The 19984-nt window shown below is 57.1% G+C and carries 22 protein-coding genes and 1 other RNA gene; 10 read left to right on the plus strand and 13 right to left on the minus strand.

What is annotated here, in order from left to right; genetic code table 11:
- Positions 1–233 precede the first annotated feature (233 nt).
- Genes RYB09_RS03715 through RYB09_RS03730 form a run of 4 tightly spaced genes read right to left on the minus strand, consistent with a single transcriptional unit; the run spans position 234 to position 3083 of the window.
- Positions 234–968 carry an amino acid ABC transporter ATP-binding protein gene (locus tag RYB09_RS03715; protein ID WP_003317352.1) on the minus strand — a complete coding sequence of 245 codons (735 nt, stop codon included), beginning with the start codon at positions 966–968 and terminating at the stop codon, positions 234–236.
- Complete coding sequence (locus tag RYB09_RS03720; RefSeq protein ID WP_032074436.1) at positions 955–1605, minus strand: amino acid ABC transporter permease; 651 nt, start codon at positions 1603–1605, stop codon at positions 955–957. Before RYB09_RS03720 ends, RYB09_RS03715 begins: the two co-directional genes overlap by 14 nt.
- Positions 1602–2267 carry an amino acid ABC transporter permease gene (locus RYB09_RS03725; RefSeq protein WP_219170773.1) on the minus strand — a complete coding sequence of 222 codons (666 nt, stop codon included), beginning with the start codon at positions 2265–2267 and terminating at the stop codon, positions 1602–1604. The genes RYB09_RS03720 and RYB09_RS03725 overlap by 4 nt, the downstream gene beginning before the upstream one ends.
- A gap of 30 nt (positions 2268–2297) precedes the next feature.
- Positions 2298–3083, minus strand: a complete 786-nt coding sequence (locus RYB09_RS03730) for a transporter substrate-binding domain-containing protein (RefSeq protein ID WP_002551557.1) — start codon at positions 3081–3083, stop codon at positions 2298–2300.
- 249 nt (positions 3084–3332) lie between these two features.
- Between RYB09_RS03730 and RYB09_RS03735 the strand changes: the two genes are divergently transcribed.
- The 6 genes from RYB09_RS03735 (at position 3333) to RYB09_RS03760 (ending at position 9419) form a co-directional block, all read left to right on the plus strand.
- Positions 3333–4037: a FadR/GntR family transcriptional regulator gene (locus RYB09_RS03735; RefSeq protein ID WP_004655184.1), complete on the plus strand. Its 705-nt coding sequence runs from the start codon at positions 3333–3335 to the stop codon at positions 4035–4037.
- A 121-nt stretch (positions 4038–4158) separates the two neighbouring features.
- Positions 4159–4488, plus strand: a complete 330-nt coding sequence (gene trxA / locus RYB09_RS03740) for a thioredoxin TrxA (protein ID WP_004655183.1) — start codon at positions 4159–4161, stop codon at positions 4486–4488.
- A 231-nt stretch (positions 4489–4719) separates the two neighbouring features.
- Entirely contained in the window at positions 4720–5979 is a 1260-nt protein-coding gene (gene rho, locus RYB09_RS03745) for a transcription termination factor Rho (RefSeq protein ID WP_002551560.1), read from the plus strand.
- 128 nt (positions 5980–6107) lie between these two features.
- Positions 6108–7574 carry a 4-hydroxy-3-polyprenylbenzoate decarboxylase gene (gene ubiD, locus RYB09_RS03750; RefSeq protein WP_024674574.1) on the plus strand — a complete coding sequence of 489 codons (1467 nt, stop codon included), beginning with the start codon at positions 6108–6110 and terminating at the stop codon, positions 7572–7574.
- Complete coding sequence (locus RYB09_RS03755; protein ID WP_057401137.1) at positions 7574–8542, plus strand: CDP-6-deoxy-delta-3,4-glucoseen reductase; 969 nt, start codon at positions 7574–7576, stop codon at positions 8540–8542. Before ubiD ends, RYB09_RS03755 begins: the two co-directional genes overlap by 1 nt.
- A 208-nt stretch (positions 8543–8750) precedes the next feature.
- The gene (locus RYB09_RS03760) at positions 8751–9419 is read left to right on the plus strand and encodes a gamma-glutamylcyclotransferase (RefSeq protein ID WP_316887552.1); all 669 of its coding nucleotides are present in this window, start codon (positions 8751–8753) and stop codon (positions 9417–9419) included.
- 12 nt (positions 9420–9431) lie between these two features.
- Here the strand turns inward: RYB09_RS03760 and glpT are convergent, their stop codons facing one another.
- On the minus strand, positions 9432–10781 hold the full coding sequence (glpT, locus tag RYB09_RS03765) for a glycerol-3-phosphate transporter (protein WP_005744792.1): 1350 nt from the start codon (positions 10779–10781) through the stop codon (positions 9432–9434).
- Between the two features lie 273 nt (positions 10782–11054).
- Between glpT and RYB09_RS03770 the strand changes: the two genes are divergently transcribed.
- Positions 11055–11720, plus strand: coding sequence for an energy transducer TonB (locus RYB09_RS03770; protein ID WP_316887553.1), 666 nt, complete (start codon positions 11055–11057; stop codon positions 11718–11720).
- A complete protein-coding gene (locus tag RYB09_RS03775) occupies positions 11717–12352 on the plus strand; it encodes an energy transducer TonB (protein ID WP_316887554.1) in 636 nt (211 codons plus the stop codon). The genes RYB09_RS03770 and RYB09_RS03775 overlap by 4 nt, the downstream gene beginning before the upstream one ends.
- Positions 12353–12642: 290 nt before the next feature.
- Here RYB09_RS03775 and RYB09_RS03780 read toward each other — a convergent pair whose 3' ends face one another.
- The 5 genes from RYB09_RS03780 to RYB09_RS03800 all read right to left on the minus strand — a co-directional run bounded on the left by RYB09_RS03780 (position 12643) and on the right by RYB09_RS03800 (position 17701).
- On the minus strand, positions 12643–13221 hold the full coding sequence (locus tag RYB09_RS03780) for a hypothetical protein (RefSeq protein WP_223886826.1): 579 nt from the start codon (positions 13219–13221) through the stop codon (positions 12643–12645).
- Between the two features lie 209 nt (positions 13222–13430).
- On the minus strand, positions 13431–14222 hold the full coding sequence (locus RYB09_RS03785; RefSeq protein WP_230017316.1) for a hypothetical protein: 792 nt from the start codon (positions 14220–14222) through the stop codon (positions 13431–13433).
- 48 nt (positions 14223–14270) lie between these two features.
- The gene (locus RYB09_RS03790) at positions 14271–14543 is read right to left on the minus strand and encodes a bacteriocin immunity protein (protein ID WP_230017317.1); all 273 of its coding nucleotides are present in this window, start codon (positions 14541–14543) and stop codon (positions 14271–14273) included.
- Entirely contained in the window at positions 14533–16188 is a 1656-nt protein-coding gene (locus tag RYB09_RS03795) for an S-type pyocin domain-containing protein (protein WP_122280498.1), read from the minus strand. The genes RYB09_RS03790 and RYB09_RS03795 overlap by 11 nt, the downstream gene beginning before the upstream one ends.
- Positions 16189–16723: 535 nt before the next feature.
- A complete protein-coding gene (locus tag RYB09_RS03800; protein ID WP_122258892.1) occupies positions 16724–17701 on the minus strand; it encodes an NADPH:quinone oxidoreductase family protein in 978 nt (325 codons plus the stop codon).
- Between the two features lie 130 nt (positions 17702–17831).
- Between RYB09_RS03800 and RYB09_RS03805 the strand changes: the two genes are divergently transcribed.
- On the plus strand, positions 17832–18239 hold the full coding sequence (locus RYB09_RS03805; protein WP_002551568.1) for a flagellar basal body-associated protein FliL: 408 nt from the start codon (positions 17832–17834) through the stop codon (positions 18237–18239).
- 6 nt (positions 18240–18245) lie between these two features.
- Here the strand turns inward: RYB09_RS03805 and RYB09_RS03810 are convergent, their stop codons facing one another.
- The gene (locus RYB09_RS03810; RefSeq protein WP_058408243.1) at positions 18246–18695 is read right to left on the minus strand and encodes an EVE domain-containing protein; all 450 of its coding nucleotides are present in this window, start codon (positions 18693–18695) and stop codon (positions 18246–18248) included.
- 193 nt (positions 18696–18888) lie between these two features.
- Here RYB09_RS03810 and RYB09_RS03815 point away from each other — a divergent pair, with 193 nt between their 5' ends.
- A complete protein-coding gene (locus tag RYB09_RS03815; RefSeq protein WP_058402774.1) occupies positions 18889–19041 on the plus strand; it encodes a hypothetical protein in 153 nt (50 codons plus the stop codon).
- Positions 19042–19086: 45 nt separating this feature from the next.
- Here the strand turns inward: RYB09_RS03815 and RYB09_RS03820 are convergent, their stop codons facing one another.
- The gene (locus tag RYB09_RS03820; RefSeq protein WP_058402775.1) at positions 19087–19698 is read right to left on the minus strand and encodes a 5-formyltetrahydrofolate cyclo-ligase; all 612 of its coding nucleotides are present in this window, start codon (positions 19696–19698) and stop codon (positions 19087–19089) included.
- Between the two features lie 94 nt (positions 19699–19792).
- Positions 19793–19971, minus strand: a non-coding RNA gene (gene ssrS, locus RYB09_RS03825) — 6S RNA.
- Between the last annotated feature and the right edge of the window lie 13 nt (positions 19972–19984).

Raw genomic sequence — 19984 nt, forward strand, 5'->3', positions numbered from 1 at the left:
CGGCATTCCCACTGGAGCGTGCGGAACGATGGCCCCGACTATCGTGCGACGCTCCGCGTCGCATGCAGTTCTGGGAGCTCTGCGTCCTGTCTTGAGGGCGTGGCGCGGCGCAGATTTGTGACGCGGAGCGTCACGAACGGCATTCTCACGCTGGAGCGTGCGGAACGATAACCTCAACTATCGTGCGACGCTCCGCGTCGCATGCAGTTCTGGACGCTCTGCGTTCGCTCTTGTCACGCGTGCTCTACGGTGCCGATGAAGTTCGCCAGTTCCGGGGTTTTCGGGTTGGCGAAGAGTACTTTCGGGTCGCCCACTTCATGCACCTTGCCCTGGTGCATGAACACCAGCTTGTCGCCCACTTCACGGGCGAAGCGCATTTCGTGAGTCACCATGATCAGGGTCATGCCGTCGGCGGCCAGCTGGCGCACCACGCTGAGCACTTCGTTGACCAGCTCCGGGTCCAGCGCCGAGGTGATTTCGTCGCACAGCAACACCTTGGGCGACATCGCCAGTGCGCGGGCAATCGCTACGCGTTGCTGCTGGCCACCGGACAGGCGATCCGGGAAGGCGTCGAACTTCTCGCCCAGCCCGACACGCTCCAGCATCTTTCTCGCCAGCTTCGCGGCTTCGGCCTTCGGCACTTTCTGCACGACCTGCGGCGCGAGCATTACGTTCTCGCCCACGCTCAGATGCGGGAACAGGTTGAACTGCTGAAACACCATGCCGACCTTCTGGCGCAGGGTGCGCAGATCGGCGCGTGCGGCGTCCAGGTATTCGCCATCGACCTCGATCACGCCATCGTTGATCGACTCCAGGCCGTTGAGCGTGCGCAACAGGGTGCTTTTGCCCGAGCCGCTGCGACCGATGATCGCCACGACCTGGCCTTCCTCGACCGACAGATCGATGCCTTTGAGCACGTGATGATCGCCATAGTATTTATGCAGGGCGGAAATTCTAAGCAGAGGCATGCAGTCTCCTTTCCAGATGGCGCGCGCACAGCGACAAGGGGTAGCACAGGATGAAGTAGCCCAGAGCAACGAAGCCATAGACCATGAAAGGTTCGAACGTAGCGTTGGCCAGCATGCTGCCGGTCTTGGTCAGTTCGGTGAAGCCGATGATCGACGTCACCGCGGTGCCTTTGACCACCTGCACGGAAAAGCCGACCGTTGGCGCAACTGCGATACGCAGCGCCTGAGGCAATATCACGTAGCGCATCTGCTCGAACGGGGTCATCGCCAGGCTGGCAGACGCTTCCCACTGGCCCTTGGAGATCGACTCCACGCAGCCGCGCCAGATCTCGGCGAGGTAGGCGCTGGTAAACAGCGTCAAGGCCAGCGCTGCCGCTGCCCAGGGCGAAATGTTCATGCCCATCAGGGCAACACCGAAGAACACCAGAAACAGCTGCATCAGCAGTGGTGTGCCTTGAAACAGTTCTATATAGAGCTTGGCGGTCACACGCGGGCCGGTTTTTTCCGAGGTACGCATGCCCATCACCAGCAAGCCGATCAAGCCACCGCCAATGAAGGCCACCAGCGACAGGGCAACGGTCCATTGCAGGCCGATCAGCAGATTGCGCAGGATGTCCCAGAGGGTGAAATCCATCAGCTGTTCCTCGATATGTAGCGACGCCCGATCCAGGCCAGCAGTTGCCGGATCAGCAGCGCCATGGCCAGGTAGATCAGCGTGGTCACAATGTAGGTTTCGAACGAGCGGAAGTTGCGCGACTGAATGAAGTTGGCAAAGAAGCTCAACTCTTCAGTGGCAATCTGCGAGCAGACCGCCGAGCCCAGCATCACAATGATGATCTGGCTGCTCAAGGCCGGCCAGACCTTGCTCAATGCCGGGACCAGGACCACGTAGCGAAACGCTTCATAACGATTCATCGCCAGCGCTGCCGACGCTTCAAGCTGTCCCTTGGGAATCGCCTGGATGCCTGCCCGAATAATTTCTGTCGAGTAGGCGCCCAGGTTGATGACCATCGCCAGCACCGCCGCCTGCCATTCCGTGATCTGCACGCCCAGCGATGGCAGGCCGAAGAAAATGAAGAACAGCTGGACCAGAAACGGTGTATTGCGGATCAGCTCGACATAGATCGCAAATATCGTCGCAAAGGGCTGGATCTTCCAGGCCCTCACGACGGCACCGACAATGCCGAGGCTGACGCCCAGCAGGGTGCCAATGGCCGTCAGTTCCAGCGTGAACAAAGCCCCGCGCAACAGCACATCAATGTTCTGCAGGACCGGTGTGAAGTCGAAGTGATAAGCCATTGGTGAATCCTGTGACCGGGAAAGCAGTGATCAGAGATCGGCAGGCAGCGGTTGCTTCAGCCATTTCTGCGACGCTTTTTCCAGCGCGCCGTCAGCCTTGGCGGCGTTGAGGATCTCGTCGACCTTGCCCAGCAGTTCCGGCTGGCCTTTGTTCACGCCGACATAAACAGGCGAATCCTTGAGTTTCACTTTCAGCGCTGGAATGCGCTTGGGGTTGCGCTCGCTGATAGCGACCATCACCACGTTGCCGCTGGCGATCAGGTCGGTCTGGCCAGCCAGGTAGGCGGCGATGGTCGAGTTGTTATCTTCAAAGCGCTTGATGGTTGCGCCTTCCGGTGCAACTTTCGACAGCTCGATGTCTTCGATTGCGCCACGGGTAACACTGATGGTCTTGCCTTTCAGGTCAGCGATGTCCTTGACCGGAGAATCAGGTGGGCCGAATACCGCCAGGTAGAACGGCGCGTACGCGCGGGAGAAATCGATGACTTTCTCGCGATCCGGGTTCTTGCCCAGGCTGGAGATCACCAGATCAACCTTGCCGGTGGTCAGGAACGGGATGCGGTTGGTGCTGTTGACCGGCGTCAGTTCCAGCTTGACCTTCAATTGGTCGGCCAGCAGTTGCGCGGTGTCGATGTCCAGGCCGCGAGGCTTCATGTCCGGGCCGACCGAGCCGAATGGCGGGAAGTCCTGCGGAACGGCCACCTTCAGGGTGCCACGCGCTACAACGTCGTCCAGGCCGTTGGCGTGGGCGGGTGTCTGGCTCAGCATCAGGCTGGCAAACAGTGCAGCAAGCAGGGCGCTGTAACGCTTGGTCATAGAAATCTCCGGGCGAAACGTAGGATGTTGGCCTGTCTCCAGTGCACAGCGCATGCCATCCGACGATGACGTGCCATAACTCAAGCTTTGCAGCGTGTTTATGGTCTTACTGGTCTGACCAGTCAAGGCGTGGTTCGCCCTGCTTTGGCGCGTTGAAAAGCGCTGCCGCCCCAGCACTGGGCGTCGCTTGCCGAATCTTCGGGATGGCGATAAAAGGGATTTTTACTGGACTGACTGGCCTGAACAGTGATGCCCCACACCTCACTCGCAGTACCCGAATCAGCCCTCCGGGCCATTCGCAAGTTGATTGCCGAGCAAGGCTACAAGCCCGGCGAAAGCCTGCCATCGCAACGCGATCTGGCTGTTTTGCTGGGAGTCAGTCGTGCTTCATTGCGTGAGGCCTTGTCATCGCTCAGCGCATTGGGAGTGGTCAGCGTTCAGCCGGGTAAAGGCGTGTTTGTGCAGTCCATTTCTGAACCAGAACAGCGCACGAGTGGTTTTTCCTGGCCTTTTGAGGCACAGGTTTCTCCGGCCGACACGTTTCAACTGCGTTACGCGCTGGAAGGCTTCGCCGCGGGTCTGGCGGCCGTCACCCTGACCGCTGATGAACGGGATGTGCTTGAAGACAATGTCGAAGCCATGCGTATGGAATTGCGTGCCGGTGACTTCGAGGCCGCAGCCCGGCTGGATTTCGAGTTTCACCGGCACATCCTGGTCGCCAGTGGCAATCAGGCCATGCTGGGAATCGTGACCGCAGGTGCCGACATCTTCCTTGAGAGCCAGAAAATGCCGTTCATACGTGCGGCAAGGGTCATGGAAACCTGGCAGGAGCACCGCAAGATCCTTCGCGCGCTGGCTCGGCATGCGTCGGGGCCCGCGCAAAAGGCCATGCAGGATCATATCCGTGGCGCAGCACTTCGCACCGGCATCGTGTTCGTTTCGCCTTCCAGCTGAGCCCCTGCCATAACTCCAGTCATGCACCACCATAGCCAGACTCAATGAACCTTCGCTTCCTGAATGACTTGCAGCCCGCTATGATGAGCGTCGTTTTTCGCCTATGACCTCGGAGACTTCCATGAGCAACGAAAAGATCAAACACGTCACCGACGCTAACTTCGAAGCCGAAGTACTCAAGGCTGAGGGTGCTGTGCTTGTAGACTACTGGGCTGAGTGGTGCGGTCCGTGCAAGATGATTGCCCCGGTGCTGGACGAAATCGCCGACACCTATGCAGGCAAGCTGACAATTGCCAAGCTGAATATCGATGAAAATCAGGAAACCCCTGCCAAGCATGGCGTGCGCGGTATTCCGACGTTGATGCTGTTCAAGAATGGCAACGTTGAAGCGACCAAAGTCGGTGCGCTGTCGAAGTCGCAGCTGGCCGCGTTTCTCGACGCCAACATCTGAGACGTTTCAAAGCCCCGCAAATTGCGGGGTTTTTTTCGGGCGCTGCACTAGACGCCTGGAAAATCCGGTGGTACATTCGGCCCCGCAACGGCTTCTCCGTTGCCCCCTGCTAGCCGTCGCCGACGCTCTCCTTTCGATTTAGTACGCGATCCTGTCGCCTTCTCTGCGGCGCGGCCTCATTAAGCCAAAAGCTTAATTTCCCCCTCCATACATGATTACGTCATTCCCCATATGAACCTGACTGAACTCAAGCAAAAGCCGATTACCGAATTGCTCGAAATGGCCGAACAGGCTGGCATAGAAAATATGGCCCGTTCGCGCAAGCAGGACGTCATTTTTTCCCTGCTCAAACGGCACGCCAAAAGTGGCGAGGAAATATCCGGTGATGGCGTGCTGGAGATTCTCCAGGACGGCTTCGGTTTCCTGCGCTCTGCAGACGCTTCCTACCTGGCCGGCCCGGATGACATCTATGTCTCCCCTAGCCAGATCCGCCGTTTCAACCTGCGTACCGGCGACACCATCGTTGGCAAGATCCGTCCACCAAAGGAAGGTGAGCGTTATTTCGCTCTGCTCAAGGTCGACACGATCAACTACGACCGTCCGGAAAACGCCAAGAACAAGATTCTGTTCGAAAACCTGACGCCGCTGTTCCCGACGATTCGCATGAAGATGGAAGCCGGTAACGGTTCCACCGAAGACCTGACCGGTCGTGTGATCGATCTGTGCGCACCGATCGGTAAAGGTCAGCGTGGTCTGATCGTTGCTCCGCCGAAAGCGGGCAAGACCATCATGCTGCAGAACATCGCGTCGAACATCACGCGTAACAACCCGGAAGTGCACCTGATCGTTCTGCTGATCGATGAGCGTCCGGAAGAAGTAACCGAAATGCAGCGCACCGTGCGCGGCGAAGTGGTTGCCTCGACATTCGACGAACCGCCAACCCGTCACGTACAGGTTGCCGAAATGGTGATCGAGAAGGCCAAGCGCCTGGTCGAGCACAAGAAAGACGTCGTTATCCTGCTGGACTCCATCACTCGTCTGGCTCGCGCCTACAACACCGTCATCCCGAGCTCCGGCAAGGTACTGACCGGTGGTGTCGATGCTCATGCACTCGAGAAGCCAAAGCGCTTCTTCGGTGCTGCGCGAAACATCGAAGAAGGCGGCTCGTTGACCATCATCGCCACCGCACTGGTTGAAACCGGTTCGAAGATGGATGAAGTCATCTACGAAGAGTTCAAGGGTACTGGCAACATGGAGCTGCCTCTGGATCGCAAGATCGCAGAGAAGCGTGTGTTCCCGGCCATCAACATCAACCGCTCCGGCACACGCCGTGAAGAGCTGTTGACCGCTGATGACGAGTTGCAGCGCATGTGGATCCTGCGCAAGCTGCTGCACCCGATGGACGAAGTCGCGGCTATCGAGTTCCTGATCGACAAGCTCAAGCAGACCAAGACCAACGACGAGTTCTTCCTGTCCATGAAACGCAAGTAACTGGCAGGCTGAAACAAAAAATGGTGTCCTTCGGGGCACCATTTTTTTTGCCCACGCGCCGCCGATTAGCTGCCTTGAAGGGCTGGAGCAGGTACGATGTGCGTCTATTTGGATAAATGGCCGGGTTAATGAAATTCAAAGATCTAAGGGATTTCGTGCAGCAGCTTGAGCAGCGCGGAGAGTTGAAACGCATCCAGATGCCGATCTCGCCTGTGCTGGAAATGACTGAAATCTGCGACCGTACCCTGCGTGCCAAGGGCCCGGCCCTGCTGTTCGAAAAACCGGTCGGCTTTGATATTCCGGTGCTGGGCAACCTGTTCGGCACGCCCGAGCGCGTGGCCATGGGCATGGGCGCAGAGGCTGTCAGTGAGTTGCGTGAAATCGGCAAGCTGCTGGCGTTTCTGAAAGAACCCGAGCCGCCCAAGGGCCTGAAAGATGCGTGGTCCAAGCTGCCCATCTTCCGCAAAGTCATCGCCATGGCCCCCAAGGTGGTCAAGGATGCACCCTGCCAGGAGATTGTCATCGAAGGCGATGACGTCGATCTCGGCATGCTGCCCGTGCAAACCTGCTGGCCGGGCGACGTCGCACCGCTGATTACCTGGGGCCTGACGGTCACCAAGGGCCCGAACAAGGAGCGGCAGAACCTCGGCATCTACCGCCAGCAGGTCATTGGCCGCAACAAGATCATCATGCGTTGGCTCAGCCATCGTGGCGGCGCGCTGGATTTTCGCGACTGGTGCGCCAAGCATCCCGGTGAGCCTTATCCGGTTGCCGTCGCACTGGGTGCTGACCCGGCGACCATTCTTGGTGCCGTGACGCCAGTGCCGGACAGCCTGTCCGAATATGCCTTCGCCGGGCTGTTGCGTGGGTCACGTACCGAGCTGATCAAGTGCCGTGGCAGCAACCTGCAGGTGCCAGCCAGCGCCGAGATCGTGCTGGAGGGTGTGATTCATCCGGGCGAGATGGCCAATGAAGGGCCTTATGGCGACCACACCGGCTATTACAACGAAGTCGACAGCTTTCCGGTGTTGACCGTCGAGCGCATCACGCACCGTATCAAGCCGATCTACCACAGCACCTACACCGGGCGTCCACCGGACGAGCCCGCCATTCTGGGTGTCGCGCTGAACGAAGTGTTCGTGCCGATTCTGCAAAAGCAGTTTCCAGAGATCGTCGATTTTTACCTGCCGCCTGAAGGTTGCTCCTATCGCATGGCGGTGGTGACCATCAAGAAACAGTACCCCGGTCATGCCAAGCGCGTGATGCTGGGGGTCTGGTCGTTCCTGCGCCAGTTCATGTACACCAAGTTCGTGATCGTCACCGACGACGACATCAATGCACGTGACTGGAATGACGTGATATGGGCCATCACCACCCGCATGGACCCCAAACGCGACACGGTCATGATCGACAACACGCCCATCGATTACCTCGATTTTGCCTCTCCGGTGTCCGGCCTGGGATCAAAAATGGGCCTGGACGCCACTAACAAATGGCCAGGCGAGACCACACGTGAATGGGGCAGGGCTATCGTCAAGGACGAAGCCACCACGCGCCGGGTGGACGAGATCTGGACTCAGTTGGGAATAGACTGATGCGCGTAACCTTGCAGCCGTCAGGTGCGGTGCTGGACACCCTGCCGGGCGAGCGGATTCTCGATGCTGCGCAGCGTCTGGGCTATGAATGCCCGCAGAGCTGTCGCAACGGCAACTGTCATATCTGCTCGGCCTTGCTGGTCGAGGGGCGGGTGATGCAGTCGGGTCAGACGCTTGATCACGGTGAGATTCATACGTGTGTAGCAGAGCCGCTTGAAGATTGTGTTGTGCTCTGGGATGGCGTGCTGGCCAAGGGTGAGCTGCCGGTGCGCAGCTTTGCCTGTCAGGTGAGCGAGTGTGTCGAAATCGGTGGCGATGTCTGGCGGGTAGGTTTGCGCGCCCCGGCAGGCAAGCCTCCGCGTTATCACGCCGGGCAGTACCTGATGATCGAGCGGGAGAATGGCGAGAAGTCGGCATTCTCCATCGCATCGGCACCGCACAGCGGTCGTGATCTGGAATTGCATGTACTGGCTCGTGAAGACAGTGCGCGCAGCCTGATCGAGCAACTGCAACGCAACAAAATGGCGCGGGTTGAGCTGCCGTTTGGCGATACCCACCTTGCCGAGCTGCCGGACGGGCCTTTGGTACTGATTGCTGCCGGTACAGGTATGGCGCAAATGAACAGTTTGCTTGAGTACTGTCGCTCAGCAGGCTTCAGTCACCCGGTGCATTTGTACTGGGGCGTGCGTCGGCCCGAGGACTTTTACCAGGTCAGCCACTGGGATGAGTGGGCGAAACTGCCGAACCTGTTCCTGCACAAGGTCGTCAGTGACCTGTGTGGCTGGGAAGGGCGTTGTGGTCTGCTGCACGAGGCGGTTTGCGAAGACATCAAGGACCTGTCGGCGGTTTACGTCTACGCCAGCGGCTCACCTGCCATGGTTTACGGAACGCTGGACGCTCTTGTCAGTGCCGGAATGGACGCCCACCAGATGCGCGCAGACGTATTCGCCTACGCACCGCGTCCGTGATGCCGGACTGACGGCTGCATAACTGGAGTGTAAATTGCTTTAGCTGCTTATAGCTTACGGCGATGTCAATTCGTCGCCAGACAACTTTTTGTAGAAACAGGCCTTTGGCCTGTGGCAACAACCGAACCACGACACCCTGATGCCGCTCACCCACGAGCGAGTCAGCGGGGCTCGGTAAAAACTGACAGTCAGACTGTCAGGGAGGCAAATGGAGAATCCAATCAATGAGTTGGCCGCTGCAGTGCATGACGGCCTTGGGCTGACGTATCCGCCCGTTATCGATCTGGGTCCGCAGCTTACCCGCGAGCAACTGCTCGCATCAATGGACGCCACCATGCGTCTTCATAAAGGCGGCCCGGTCTGGCTGTTCGCCTACGGCTCGCTGATCTGGCGTCCCGAGTGCACCGCCGTAGAGAGCCAGCGCGGTCGAGTGCACGGTTATCACCGCGGGCTTTACCTGTGGTCGCACGAGCATCGCGGTACGCCGGAGGTGCCGGGCCTGGTATTCGGGCTGGATCGCGGCGGTTCATGCACCGGTTTTGCCTATCGCCTGCCGGATGAGTGCCTGGAGAAATCGCTGCTGGCCTTGTGGGAGCGTGAGATGCCATATCCCTCGTATCGCCCGCACTGGCTCAATTGCCGCATTGAAGACGGCAGGAAGGTACAGGCGCTGGGCTTCGTGCTGGAACGGCATTTGCCCAGCTACGCGGGCAACCTGCCCGACAGTGTGTTGAGTCAGGTGCTGGCCAGCGCCAGCGGGCGCTATGGAACCACCCGCGAGTACGTGGAACAGACTGCCAAGGCCCTGCGTAGCCACGCCATGCCAGACCTGAATCTGGAGGCGCGGCTCAAGCGCTGCAAGTCAGAGACCGCCTGACCGGCCTTTGGGTCAGTCCTTGGTATCGCGCGAGGTGCTGGCGACCTGTTTGTGCCGCAGCGTCGGCGCAAGGAATGCCATCGCCAGAATGCACGCGCCGATCAGCAGCACAAAGCCGCCGTCCCAGCCGAAGTGGTCGACCGTGTAGCCCATCGCCGCACTCGCCGCAACCGACCCGCCCAGATAGCCGAACAGCCCGGTAAAGCCGGCTGCCGTACCCGCTGCCTTCTTCGGCGCCAGTTCCAGCGCCTGCAGGCCGATCAGCATGACCGGGCCATAGATCAGGAAGCCGATGGATACCAGCGCGATCATGTCGACGGTCGGGTTGCCTTCAGGGTTCAGCCAATACACCAGCGTGGCAATGGTCACCAGAAACATGAACACCATGCCGGTCAGGCCGCGATTGCCCTTGAAGATCTTGTCCGACATCCAGCCGCACAGCAGCGTGCCCGGAATACCCGCCCACTCGTACAGAAAATAGGCCCATGAGGTCTTGTCGACCGTGAAGTGCTTGGCTTCTTTCAGATAGGTTGGCGCCCAGTCCAGCACGCCGTAGCGCAGCAGATAAACGAACACGTTGGCCATGGCGATGTACCACAGGAACTTGTTGCGCAGCACGTACTTGACGAAGATTTCCCGGGCGCTGAATTCCTCTTCGTGGCTGGCATCGTAGCCTTCCGGGTAATCGTTCTTGTAGTGCTCGATAGGCGGCAGGCCGACCGATTGCGGGGTGTCACGCATGGTCGCGAATGCGAACACCGCGACCAGCAACGCAACCGCCGCCGGCACGTAGAACGCCGCATGCCAGTCGTTGGTCCAGCCCATGCCGAGCAGGAACAGCGGGCCGATCAGGCCGCCGCCAACGTTGTGCGCCACGTTCCACACAGACACCACGCCGCCGCGCTCTTTCTGCGACCACCAGTGGACCATCGTCCGCCCGCTCGGCGGCCAGCCCATGCCCTGGGCCCAGCCATTGATGAACAACAGCACGAACATGATCGTGACACTGGACGTCGCCCACGGCGCGAAGCCGAAGATGAACATGATCCCGGCAGATACCAGCAGGCCGAAGGGCAGGAAGTAGCGCGGGTTGGAGCGGTCTGAAACGATCCCCATGAGGAATTTCGACAAGCCATAGGCAATTGCGATGGCCGACATCGCAACGCCCAACTGACCACGCGTATAGCCCTCGTCGATCAGATACGGCATCGCCAGCGAGAAATTCTTGCGCAGCAGGTAGTAACCGGCATAGCCGATAAAGATGCCTGCGAAGATCTGCCAGCGCAGACGCCGATAAGTGCTATCGACCTTTTCTTCGGGAAGGGGTGCCTGATGCCTGGCAGGGCGGAAAAACCCAAACATGGAGAAGCTCCTGATTATTGTTTTTTTGCGAATGCGAATATTACATTTTCATTACAGAAAAAAGCAGTGCCTTTGGACTGATTTTTTGTAGGAGATACAGACGTTTTCCTGTTCTTTTATGAACATTTGGCGAGCGTTTGTATGTGTTTCAAAAGTTTGGGATGGGTCCTACAGGCGTATCGGAAGCCGCGTGCTTACTGGCCTTTCGGCAGACTTTTACCATCGTCGTCATTGCGCCGCAGCGGCGCACCACGACGATGAGCCCATACAACAATGAGAATTTTCGCCTTCATGATTGCCGTCGCACTGGCCCCGCACGTTGGCGCGACGGAGTCATTTCTGGTGCCGGTGTACACGCCGACACCAGTGTTTCCTCCTGAACTGGTCAAGACCCGCTACGCAGGCAAGGTCCGGGCACAGCTGTGGATAAACTCCGACGGTCAGGTCCGCGAAGTCAGGGCCGTAGAGAGCGGCCACCTGCAACTCGCCGAAGCGGTGGAGCAGGCGCTACGTCAATGGCGCTACAAGCCTTGGGTGGGAACAGTCGGCGCGCCGCCCATGACCACGATCACCGTGCCGGTGATTTTCGGCTCCCATGGCTATAGGCGTTTCAATACCGAAGTCACCGTCGGCCTGGGCAACATCCGTTGCGGTTACCTCAACCACGAAGTGAAGTCCGCCCGCCAGGACTATCCCAAAGAGCCGCTGAGTAAAGTCGACGTGTTCTGGTACACCGGGCAGGCGCTGTTCGGCAGTCATGTTGCCCACCTGCGTAGCGAGCCCCAACGCCAGGTCCTGCTTGAGCAACTGGGCGCCGCGATACCGATGATGGTCAGCAATTGCAGAAGCAATCCCGATCGTTTGTACGGCGACTATCTGCCAGCACCGATCAAGGCGTTGATGGTCGGGTTGGCTGAGCAAGCGGAGGGCAGCGAATGAGCCGTGTGCTGAGTGTGATCGTGTTGGCAGGGATACTCTCGGCGGGGACAGCACAGGCGTTGCCGTCGTATCCGGTGCCGTTGTATATGCCGGAGCCGGACTATCCGGCGTCGATGCGTTATGCCTTGGTAAAAAACAGTGTCACCGTCAGGATTTTCATTCAGGCCGATGGCGGCGTGCGCTTTCTTGAAGTGCGGGGGGCAACTGATCCGAGGTTCATCAGCCTGACCCGAAGTGCTGTTGAGCTATGGACCTTTGAACCCTGGGAGCCACCGGCCTCTCATCCCGAGGGCGAAGCAGTTATGGTCACGTTTACCTTCACAGGGCGACCACACACCAACCCGCCGCTGACATCCAATGCCGAGCTGAAGCAGGAGTTGTGCTGGCAGTTGAACAGGGAAATGTTCGAGGGTCGCAAATGGCGCAAGGACGTCAAGCCGGATGCGCTAATGCGGACAGAGTTATACCTGTCGAGCGGTCCGGTCATAGAGCAATTTCTCACCCTGGACGAACGTCAGGCATTGGTTGTTGAATTGCTGGAGGCGGCGCCGGGCATTATCGCCCAATGTCAAAAGAATCCGATGCGTAAGTATGTGGATTATTTGCCGGAGAATGTGAGGAAGGTGTTGTAGGAAGGGCGGGGCATCAGCGAAGTGCCAGTATCAAAGCAGTTTCAGAATGCAGCCCTGTGGTTGACGACGACCCTGTGTTTCATCAGAATGCTCGCGAGGGCTCAATAAGAGCAGGGCCTGCTCGATTCAATGACGATACCGGCGAGCAGGTGTGGATTGTGCGAGGCGTCACTCGTGCGGTAGCGGCAACTGGCGACAACGGTTGGCTTTCGACCCCTTTCAGGCCTCTTGTCTGGACGTGCTAAGCAAGCGCTGCGACTACCAGCCCTCTCGTACTCTGAAAAAGGCGCCTATGGCGCTTTTTTTGGTTTCAGAGTCCCTACTTTGATCGCCGGTCGCCTCCTAAGTATTTTGTAGGCGGTGACCACCGAGTAGAAAAATCCTCGTTCAGCTTCTTCTTGTGGCGACAAAATTGCGCACCCTCTGGCATTGCGTATGACCGTAAGTCGATGCCCATCACGCGTCTGATAACCCTCGCAATAAATCTGTGCACCTGCACTTAAAATTCCGGCAACAAATGCAGATACATCCTGAATGGTTTTGCAGCCAGACTTGGCCAGTTCATGACCGTGCCCCTGCCAAATGTGGTTGACTCCAAAACCGCTACTGAAGCCGAAATGCTTACCTACACGCAAATAAATTTCTCCGCCTGGCAAGGTCAGGTTGCGGCTTTCGTACATAGAAATGTAACCGAAGCTCAACTCTCCTGAGGTCGGGTGAGGGATGCAATAATCTTTGTCTAGAGTGGAAAAGTCATAAGCTGTCGGCATATCCGCAGTGGCCAAAACAGTCTGCGTTACCTGGTAAGCCAAGTCAGGCTCGGTCGGCGGCGTTAATGCTGACAAAATCAAGTCGTCCGTAACAAGCAAGGCCCGAGTCGGGAAAGCGGCTATTTTCTCACAGCTTTAATCGTGTTAACGGCGAAGTTGCTATCAGTTATTTCAAGGAGGCGGAGGTCAGGGTCGAGCATGATTTGAGTAGCGATCAGGTCTGTTTTGATGCCTTGTGTCAGTTCCACTTGATGCACAGTGCCGGGACCAAAGCGTCATCGCCTTGGTCCCGGCCTTGTCGCGAAAGATTAGTGAGTGGCGTTCATATGTTGAATTGTTTCAAGCTGGCTCAGTCCGAGCGCGCCGTGAGCGTTGATCGCGTTCGAGAAGTCTGTGATCGCGATTTCGATAGTGCCTCTCAGTACCTTGATTGCATTATCGATTTCTCGCGACGCTTCAGGTCCAAATGTCACCTCGACCGCATGGCGGGATTCGGCCTCTTTAGCGCGAGCTTCCTCGGCGTTGCGCAAGGCCAAAGCGTGCTTGGCTTCTTCGACCTGACGCTGTGCAAGTTGTAACGCGGCCTCTATGGCCCGCTGCTGCGCTGCTTGTTCCTCCGCGAGTCGTCGAGCTGCCGCTTCAGCCTCGGCTCTTGCGCGCGCTGCTTCTTCGGCTTGGCGGTGTGCGGCTTCTTGGGCCATGCGCTCGTTATACTCGCGTTCCTGTTCTATTAGCCGAGCATGCAGCGATTCGAGATTGCCTTTGAGTTCGTTTAGAAAGCGGATGCTCTCCATATGAAAACGGGCGTCTCCCGTCATATAGTAAAAATCAGTGGGCACCCCGCCTGGCATACCCCGCATCTGTGCGTTTAACTCAAGAGACGATTTATCCCAGGGATCAGTGCCCCACAAAAAATACGAATTGTCGATGTGGTCCTGTTGCAAGGGAGCGCGTTTGCTGGCAACCAGATGATTGATAGCGTGTATGTGTTTATCGGTTATATCGATGTAACGTGTTCCGTTCCAGTCGCCGACGTGAGCCGCAAGCTCGGCTTGCAGAAAGCCAGGTAATTGCTGGAGGTGATGATGTAATTCTTCCATGGATGATTTCCTTTTTTATAGTGTTAGAGCTGTTTGTGTATGGGGTTCTTACTCTTTGAATCCCGGCTTGCCATTTTTAGCTCGCCATTCTTTGATTGTTTTTAAAATACCCTCCGGGGTGTCCTCCTGACCTTCCTCGGGATAAAAGATTACGTCTGTTTGCGCTGGATGCTCTGTCACCTTTACAAAGTGCTTAACTAAACGATCCATGTGCTTAACAAACTCATCACCATGAAGTTGAATGTGTTGAGAAGAGAGTCCCCTCAAAAATTCCAGGAATTCTTCTTCGGTGTAATCTTCTAGCTTTTCTTTAAAGATCATTTTTTTGGCTCCTGTGATGATCAATATGTTGCCTTGGTGTCATAATAACCAAGTTGTCGATGTCATAAACCGCGCCGCCTTTTGAAATATAATTTTTATGATGGATTTCAAATCTCGTACGGCCTCCGGCTTGGTCGCTGAGTCTAGGGTGGGGCGCACCACCACCTCGCATTATTTCAAGGTTATTCTGAGTAAACTGTTTCCCTAGCTCGGGATCATCGGCTACGGCTATCCAGGTTGCTTTCCTCAGTGAAGCAAAATCACCAAATCGTCGTCCGCGCAGTTGATCTGCAATATGCGTCGGAATCGATGCGCCTTCTGCACGCGTTCTGTCTCCTAGCCAAACTCCAGTCACCGCTTCACCATACCCACTCGCAACCCCCGGAATCGACCTCGGGTCCTTGAACAGCAGGTAGCTATTCGGCAGCCCTGAATCAATCGGCGATATGAGAATGTAATCATCAGGATCATCTCGATCAATCGCCGGGTAAGCTTCAAGCTCGGGTACAAAAGGTGTCACCACGTTGCCTGGATCTTTCGGCAACGCGGGTGGCCCTGCGGGTGAGCTTGTCGAACTGTCCGCCGGTTGTGCTATTGGCGTCCATATAAGGGCCGGTGTCGATTCCCCGTCTCGGATAAACTCGTAGGAATTGTTCAGTGCGTTATACGTGAAAGTTCTTACGCGAACCTTGGTACCTACTTTCACGCCATCCGCAGCTACCCAGCGTGCAGCGCCGCTTGCGCCAGCTCCATCGGACGTCAGTCGATGAGGCACATCCAGCGTGCCTTTGACACTGGCAAGGTACTGCAGATCGATATGCGGTGGCAGGTTGAGCTGCGACAGAGGTGTGGCGATCACAGCAGGCGGCAGCTCTGAGTCGCCCAACGGTTGTGGATACATCGCCAGCAAGGTGACCAGATTGCTGCCAAGCGTTCTGGTCGCGATCCTGATGAGCTGGTCTTTCGCGATGTTGGTCGCAACGGTCCTGATGCCCGGTGCTGCGGTGGTGGTTGACGCGGGGGCAATAACTGACCACAGCTTGTTGATGCCAGCGGCCTGTCGGGATGATGTCCGATCTGCATCCTGACTCGCCGTTTTATCGGCTAGCGACAGTTCAGCATGGCGCATGGAAAGTGCTGCTGATTGTTCATTGAGCAGCGTGACCGACTCGGCAAGAAGCTTTGCTTCGTAGGTTTGAGATAACGCGTTTACCCACGCTTCATGGGCCTGCTGCACACGTAGAGGGTCACCCTGGCTGAAGTACACCAAATAGTTGAGGTGGTCCTTTTGTGTGGCATGGTCAAGTTCTTGACCGGTCAGACTAATAGCCTGAGTGCGACGCTCTTCCAGTAAAGGCTGTTTGGTTGCGAGTAAGTAGTTAACGCTGGTTTTTTTCTGAAGTATCAGCTCAAGAGCCTGCTTGTCGCCTGGGTAATCAACATTCAGGTCATGACCCGGCGCTATTTCTTTTTGAAGAGTATTCGGCAGCGACGCAGAAGCCAGTAAATAGTTTTGTGCAAATCCAGATTGTAACGACGGGTAGGCATTCGTCAGCGCTTCAAGAGCCAGTCGATGAGCCTGATCCTTTTCGGCCTGTGCACGTACTTGCGCTTCAATACGTTCTCGCTCGGCGGCTTCTGCCATTGCCTGGGCATGTGCCTCAGCGTCTAGTCTTGCGAGGTGGGCCGCGTGTTCTTCCGCTTGCCGCTGGGCCGAAGCCTGAGCTTCTGATCTGGCTTGAGCGCGAGCGCGGGCGCGTTTTTTGGCTCTTTTACTACTTGAGCCACCAAAGCCGCCGCTGAGTCCTCCATTGAAGCCACCACCAGTTCCACTGTTGAAGCCGAACGACCAATCGCCACCCTGGCGTGTTCTGGATCCGTGAGTAGCATCAGGGGCGCCGGGATGCTGAGGGCTGACCTTTACTTCAATTCCGCCGCCCGTGTTACTTCCAGGTCCAGTAATACTGGTATTTACGCTTTTGTTACCTCCCATGTTAGGTACTACGTATAGATGCTTTTGTTCTTGTTCATTAGGGTTTTGGTCTGCCATACATTAAGTCCTTGTTTGTGTATGGCGATACAGTATTTCCTCAAGAGTGGTTAGGTGGTGTAGATATATATTTTTCTTAACAGTTTCGACTTGATACTAACGATTTACTTAATAGTACAGGCTCAAGGCATCAATTCACCAAAACCACCACCTTCCCCACAGCCCTGCGCTCACCCAACAAATCAATCGCCTCCCCAGCCTTTTCCAGCGGATAAACCGTCGACACCAGCGGCTTCAATTTCCCTTCTTCAAACCACGCAAACAGCTGCTTGAAGTTCGCCGCATTGTCCTGCGGTTGCCGCTGAGCAAACGAGCCCCAGAACACGCCGACCACCGATGCGCCCTTAAGCAGGGTCAGGTTGACGGGCAGGTCCGGGATGCGGCCGCTGGCGAAGCCGACGACCAGCAGGCGGCCGTTCCAGGCGATGGCGCGGATGGCCTGGTCAAAAAGGTCGCCGCCGACCGGGTCGTAGATGATGTCGGCGCCGTTGCCGTTGGTGAGGCGTTTTACTTCGTCCTTGAGGCTGGTTTCGCTGTAGTTGATCAGTTCGTCTGCGCCTGCGTTTTTGGCGACTTCAAGTTTTTCAGCGCTGCTGGCGGCGGCGATGACGCGTGCGCCGAGGGCTTTACCAATTTCCACGGCGGCCAGGCCCACGCCGCCGGATGCGCCGAGCACCAGCAGGGTTTCGCCGGCTTGCAGGTTGGCGCGTTGATTGAGCGCATGCATGGAGGTGCCGTAGGTCATGCTGAACGCTGCAGCGGTGGTGAAGTCCATGCTCGTCGGTATCGGCAGTACGTTGTAACCGGGTACAGCGACCTGCTCGGCAAAACTGCCCCAGCCGGTGAGCGCCATCACGCGGTCGCCGGGCTTGAGATGGGTTACCTTTTCCCCGACGGCTGATATCACGCCTGCTGCCTCGCCACCCGGCGAGAAAGGGAAGGGTGGCTTGAACTGGTATTTGCCCTCAATGATCAACGTGTCGGGAAAGTTGACCCCGGCGGCGTGTACGTCGAGGAGGATTTCGTTCTTTTTGATCTCGGGGCCAGGCACGTCTTCAAGCACCAGCGTGCTGGCCGGACCGAAGGCTTTGCATAACAGGGCTTTCATTAGGCTATTCCTTTTTCGGTAATGGCCGATAAAGTGAGTTAAGTGGGTTCTCGGGTCAACAAGCATGGCCCGGCCTGATAAGCACACATAAGCTGTAAGCTACGTGGCAAACCGTATTAAGGAGTGGACTGTGAAAGCGTGGATTCTGGTATTGCTGGCCTTGTCATTGCCTGTCATGGCGCAAGAGGAAGCCAAGGAAGAAGGCGGCCCGCCCAAAGCGGCCTATGTCTCGCTGACGCCGCCGTTCGTGGGCAACTACGCGCTGGATGGCGGCCCCAAGCTGCGCGTCTACAAGGCTGACATCGCGTTGCGTGTAACGGGTGCCGATGCCGAGGCGGCGGTGAAACGCAATGACGCCTTGATCCGTAATCAACTGGTGTCGTTGTTCACTCAGCAGACGGTTGATTCCATGAGCAGTGCCGAGGCGAAGGAAAACATTCGTCAGGAAGCGCTCAAGCAGGTGCAGCGCGTCATGAACGATGAAGAAGGCAAGCCGATTGTCGAAGACTTGCTGTTCAATAACTTCATCGTTCAATAACGCGTGTCAGCGCAGTGCCAGGATCGCCGTCCATTGTTCGGCGGTAACCGGCATCACTGAAAGCCGACTGCCTTTTTGCACCAGAGGCAGTTGCTCCAGCTGGCTTTGTTGCTTCAGATAACCGAGCCCCAGGACGTTCTTGAAGATATCCACAAACTCGACGTCTATGGCGCTCCACGGGTTTTTATCCGCGCTGGCCTTGGCGTCGTGATAGTGGCTGTCGGGGTCCAGTGCAGTGGGGTCCGGATAAGCGGCTTTGGCGATTTTGCCGATGCCGGCGATTCCCGGCTCCGGGCAACTGGAGTGGTAGAAAAAGAATTCGTCGCCCTCTGCCATGCTCCTTAGAAAATTACGCGCCTGATAGTTGCGCACCCCGTCCCAGCGGGCGTTACCCCGTTTTTGCAGGTCGCTGATCGAGAATTCGTCAGGCTCGGACTTCATCAGCCAATAGGCCATTGCTCTCTCTCCAGAGACAAAAGTTCACGGTATTACCGACAGTTTGATGACAAACCGACAGTCGGCTTGCGCCACTATTTGCGTACTGGTTCACGTTACCGCAAAATGCCGCCCTTTAAAGCTCCACGCTGTTGCACGGCCTATACAAAAACCGATGCTGACATCGTATTGATTTGCCTAAGGAGGGCAGTCAATGAAACGCAAGCCTGATTTACTCTGGATTCTGGTTATTCTGTTTGGCTTGGGTGTCGTGACAACCGGTTATGCGCAAAGCTTATGGACCAGCAAGGATGACGCTCCAGTCGAAATCACTCAACAACAGCAAAAAATCCCCGGCAGGCATTAAGCCCTGCTTCTGCTCTGATCGTTGATTGCCCTGTTGGCTGAACGATCAGAGTATCTGTGTCAGATACCAGCCTTTATCAGATACCGTGCCTTGCAGCGGTACATCCCAACTGGCCTGCGCCAGTCGATCCACTTTCTGACATTCGTGAGCCAGCCCGAGTAGAACCGGTTTGCGCCAGGCCTTTCTGCGTGCCAGATACGCCAGGCTGCGGTCATAAAACCCACCGCCCATGCCCAGGCGACCGCCTTCGTTATCGAACCCTACCAATGGCATCAGCACCAGATCGAGTGCCCACACATGGCGTTGTTTCGTACGGTTGATAAGCGGCTCGGGGATGCGGAAGCGATTGGGGATGAATTTCTCGCCGGGACGCACGCGCTGAAAAACCATGCGCGTGCGCGGCCATGCATTGAGCACCGGCAGGTAAGTGGCCTTGCCGCGTCGTTGTGCTTCACGCAGTAACAGCCGCGGGTCGATCTCGCCATCCATCGGCAGGTACAGCGAAACATGTCGGGCACGTCGAAACAGCGGGTGCTGCGCCAATTGGCGGTAAACATCGCGGGCGGCTGCGCGTTGCTGGCTGCGACTCAACGCCCTGCGTGCCTTGCGTAGCTGGCGGCGCAGTTGTGGACGGGTGAGCGATTGGGCGCTGATCATGAGCAGAAGGTCATGCAGGCTGATCCGGGAAGGGTGTTGAAACCAGGGCAGGATCGTCGTTGCCAGACAGCAGGGCTGGCAACGAACTGAATATGGACTCCCCGACGAACCGCTGTCGGTTTAGCCCTTGAACCCGAAAGTTCAAGGTGGAGATTGCAGGAGGTTTTAAGGCTTTCCGTCGAGCGGACATGCACACCAACCCCAACGTGCAACCCCCGTGGTTGTGCGTATCGGCTCAGGGACATGACCGACTGGCAAGCACTCCAGGGAGCAGCGCGAGTATACA

The organism is Pseudomonas syringae group sp. J254-4 (assembly GCF_032586855.1).
Classification (GTDB): Bacteria; Pseudomonadota; Gammaproteobacteria; order Pseudomonadales; family Pseudomonadaceae; genus Aquipseudomonas; species Aquipseudomonas amygdali.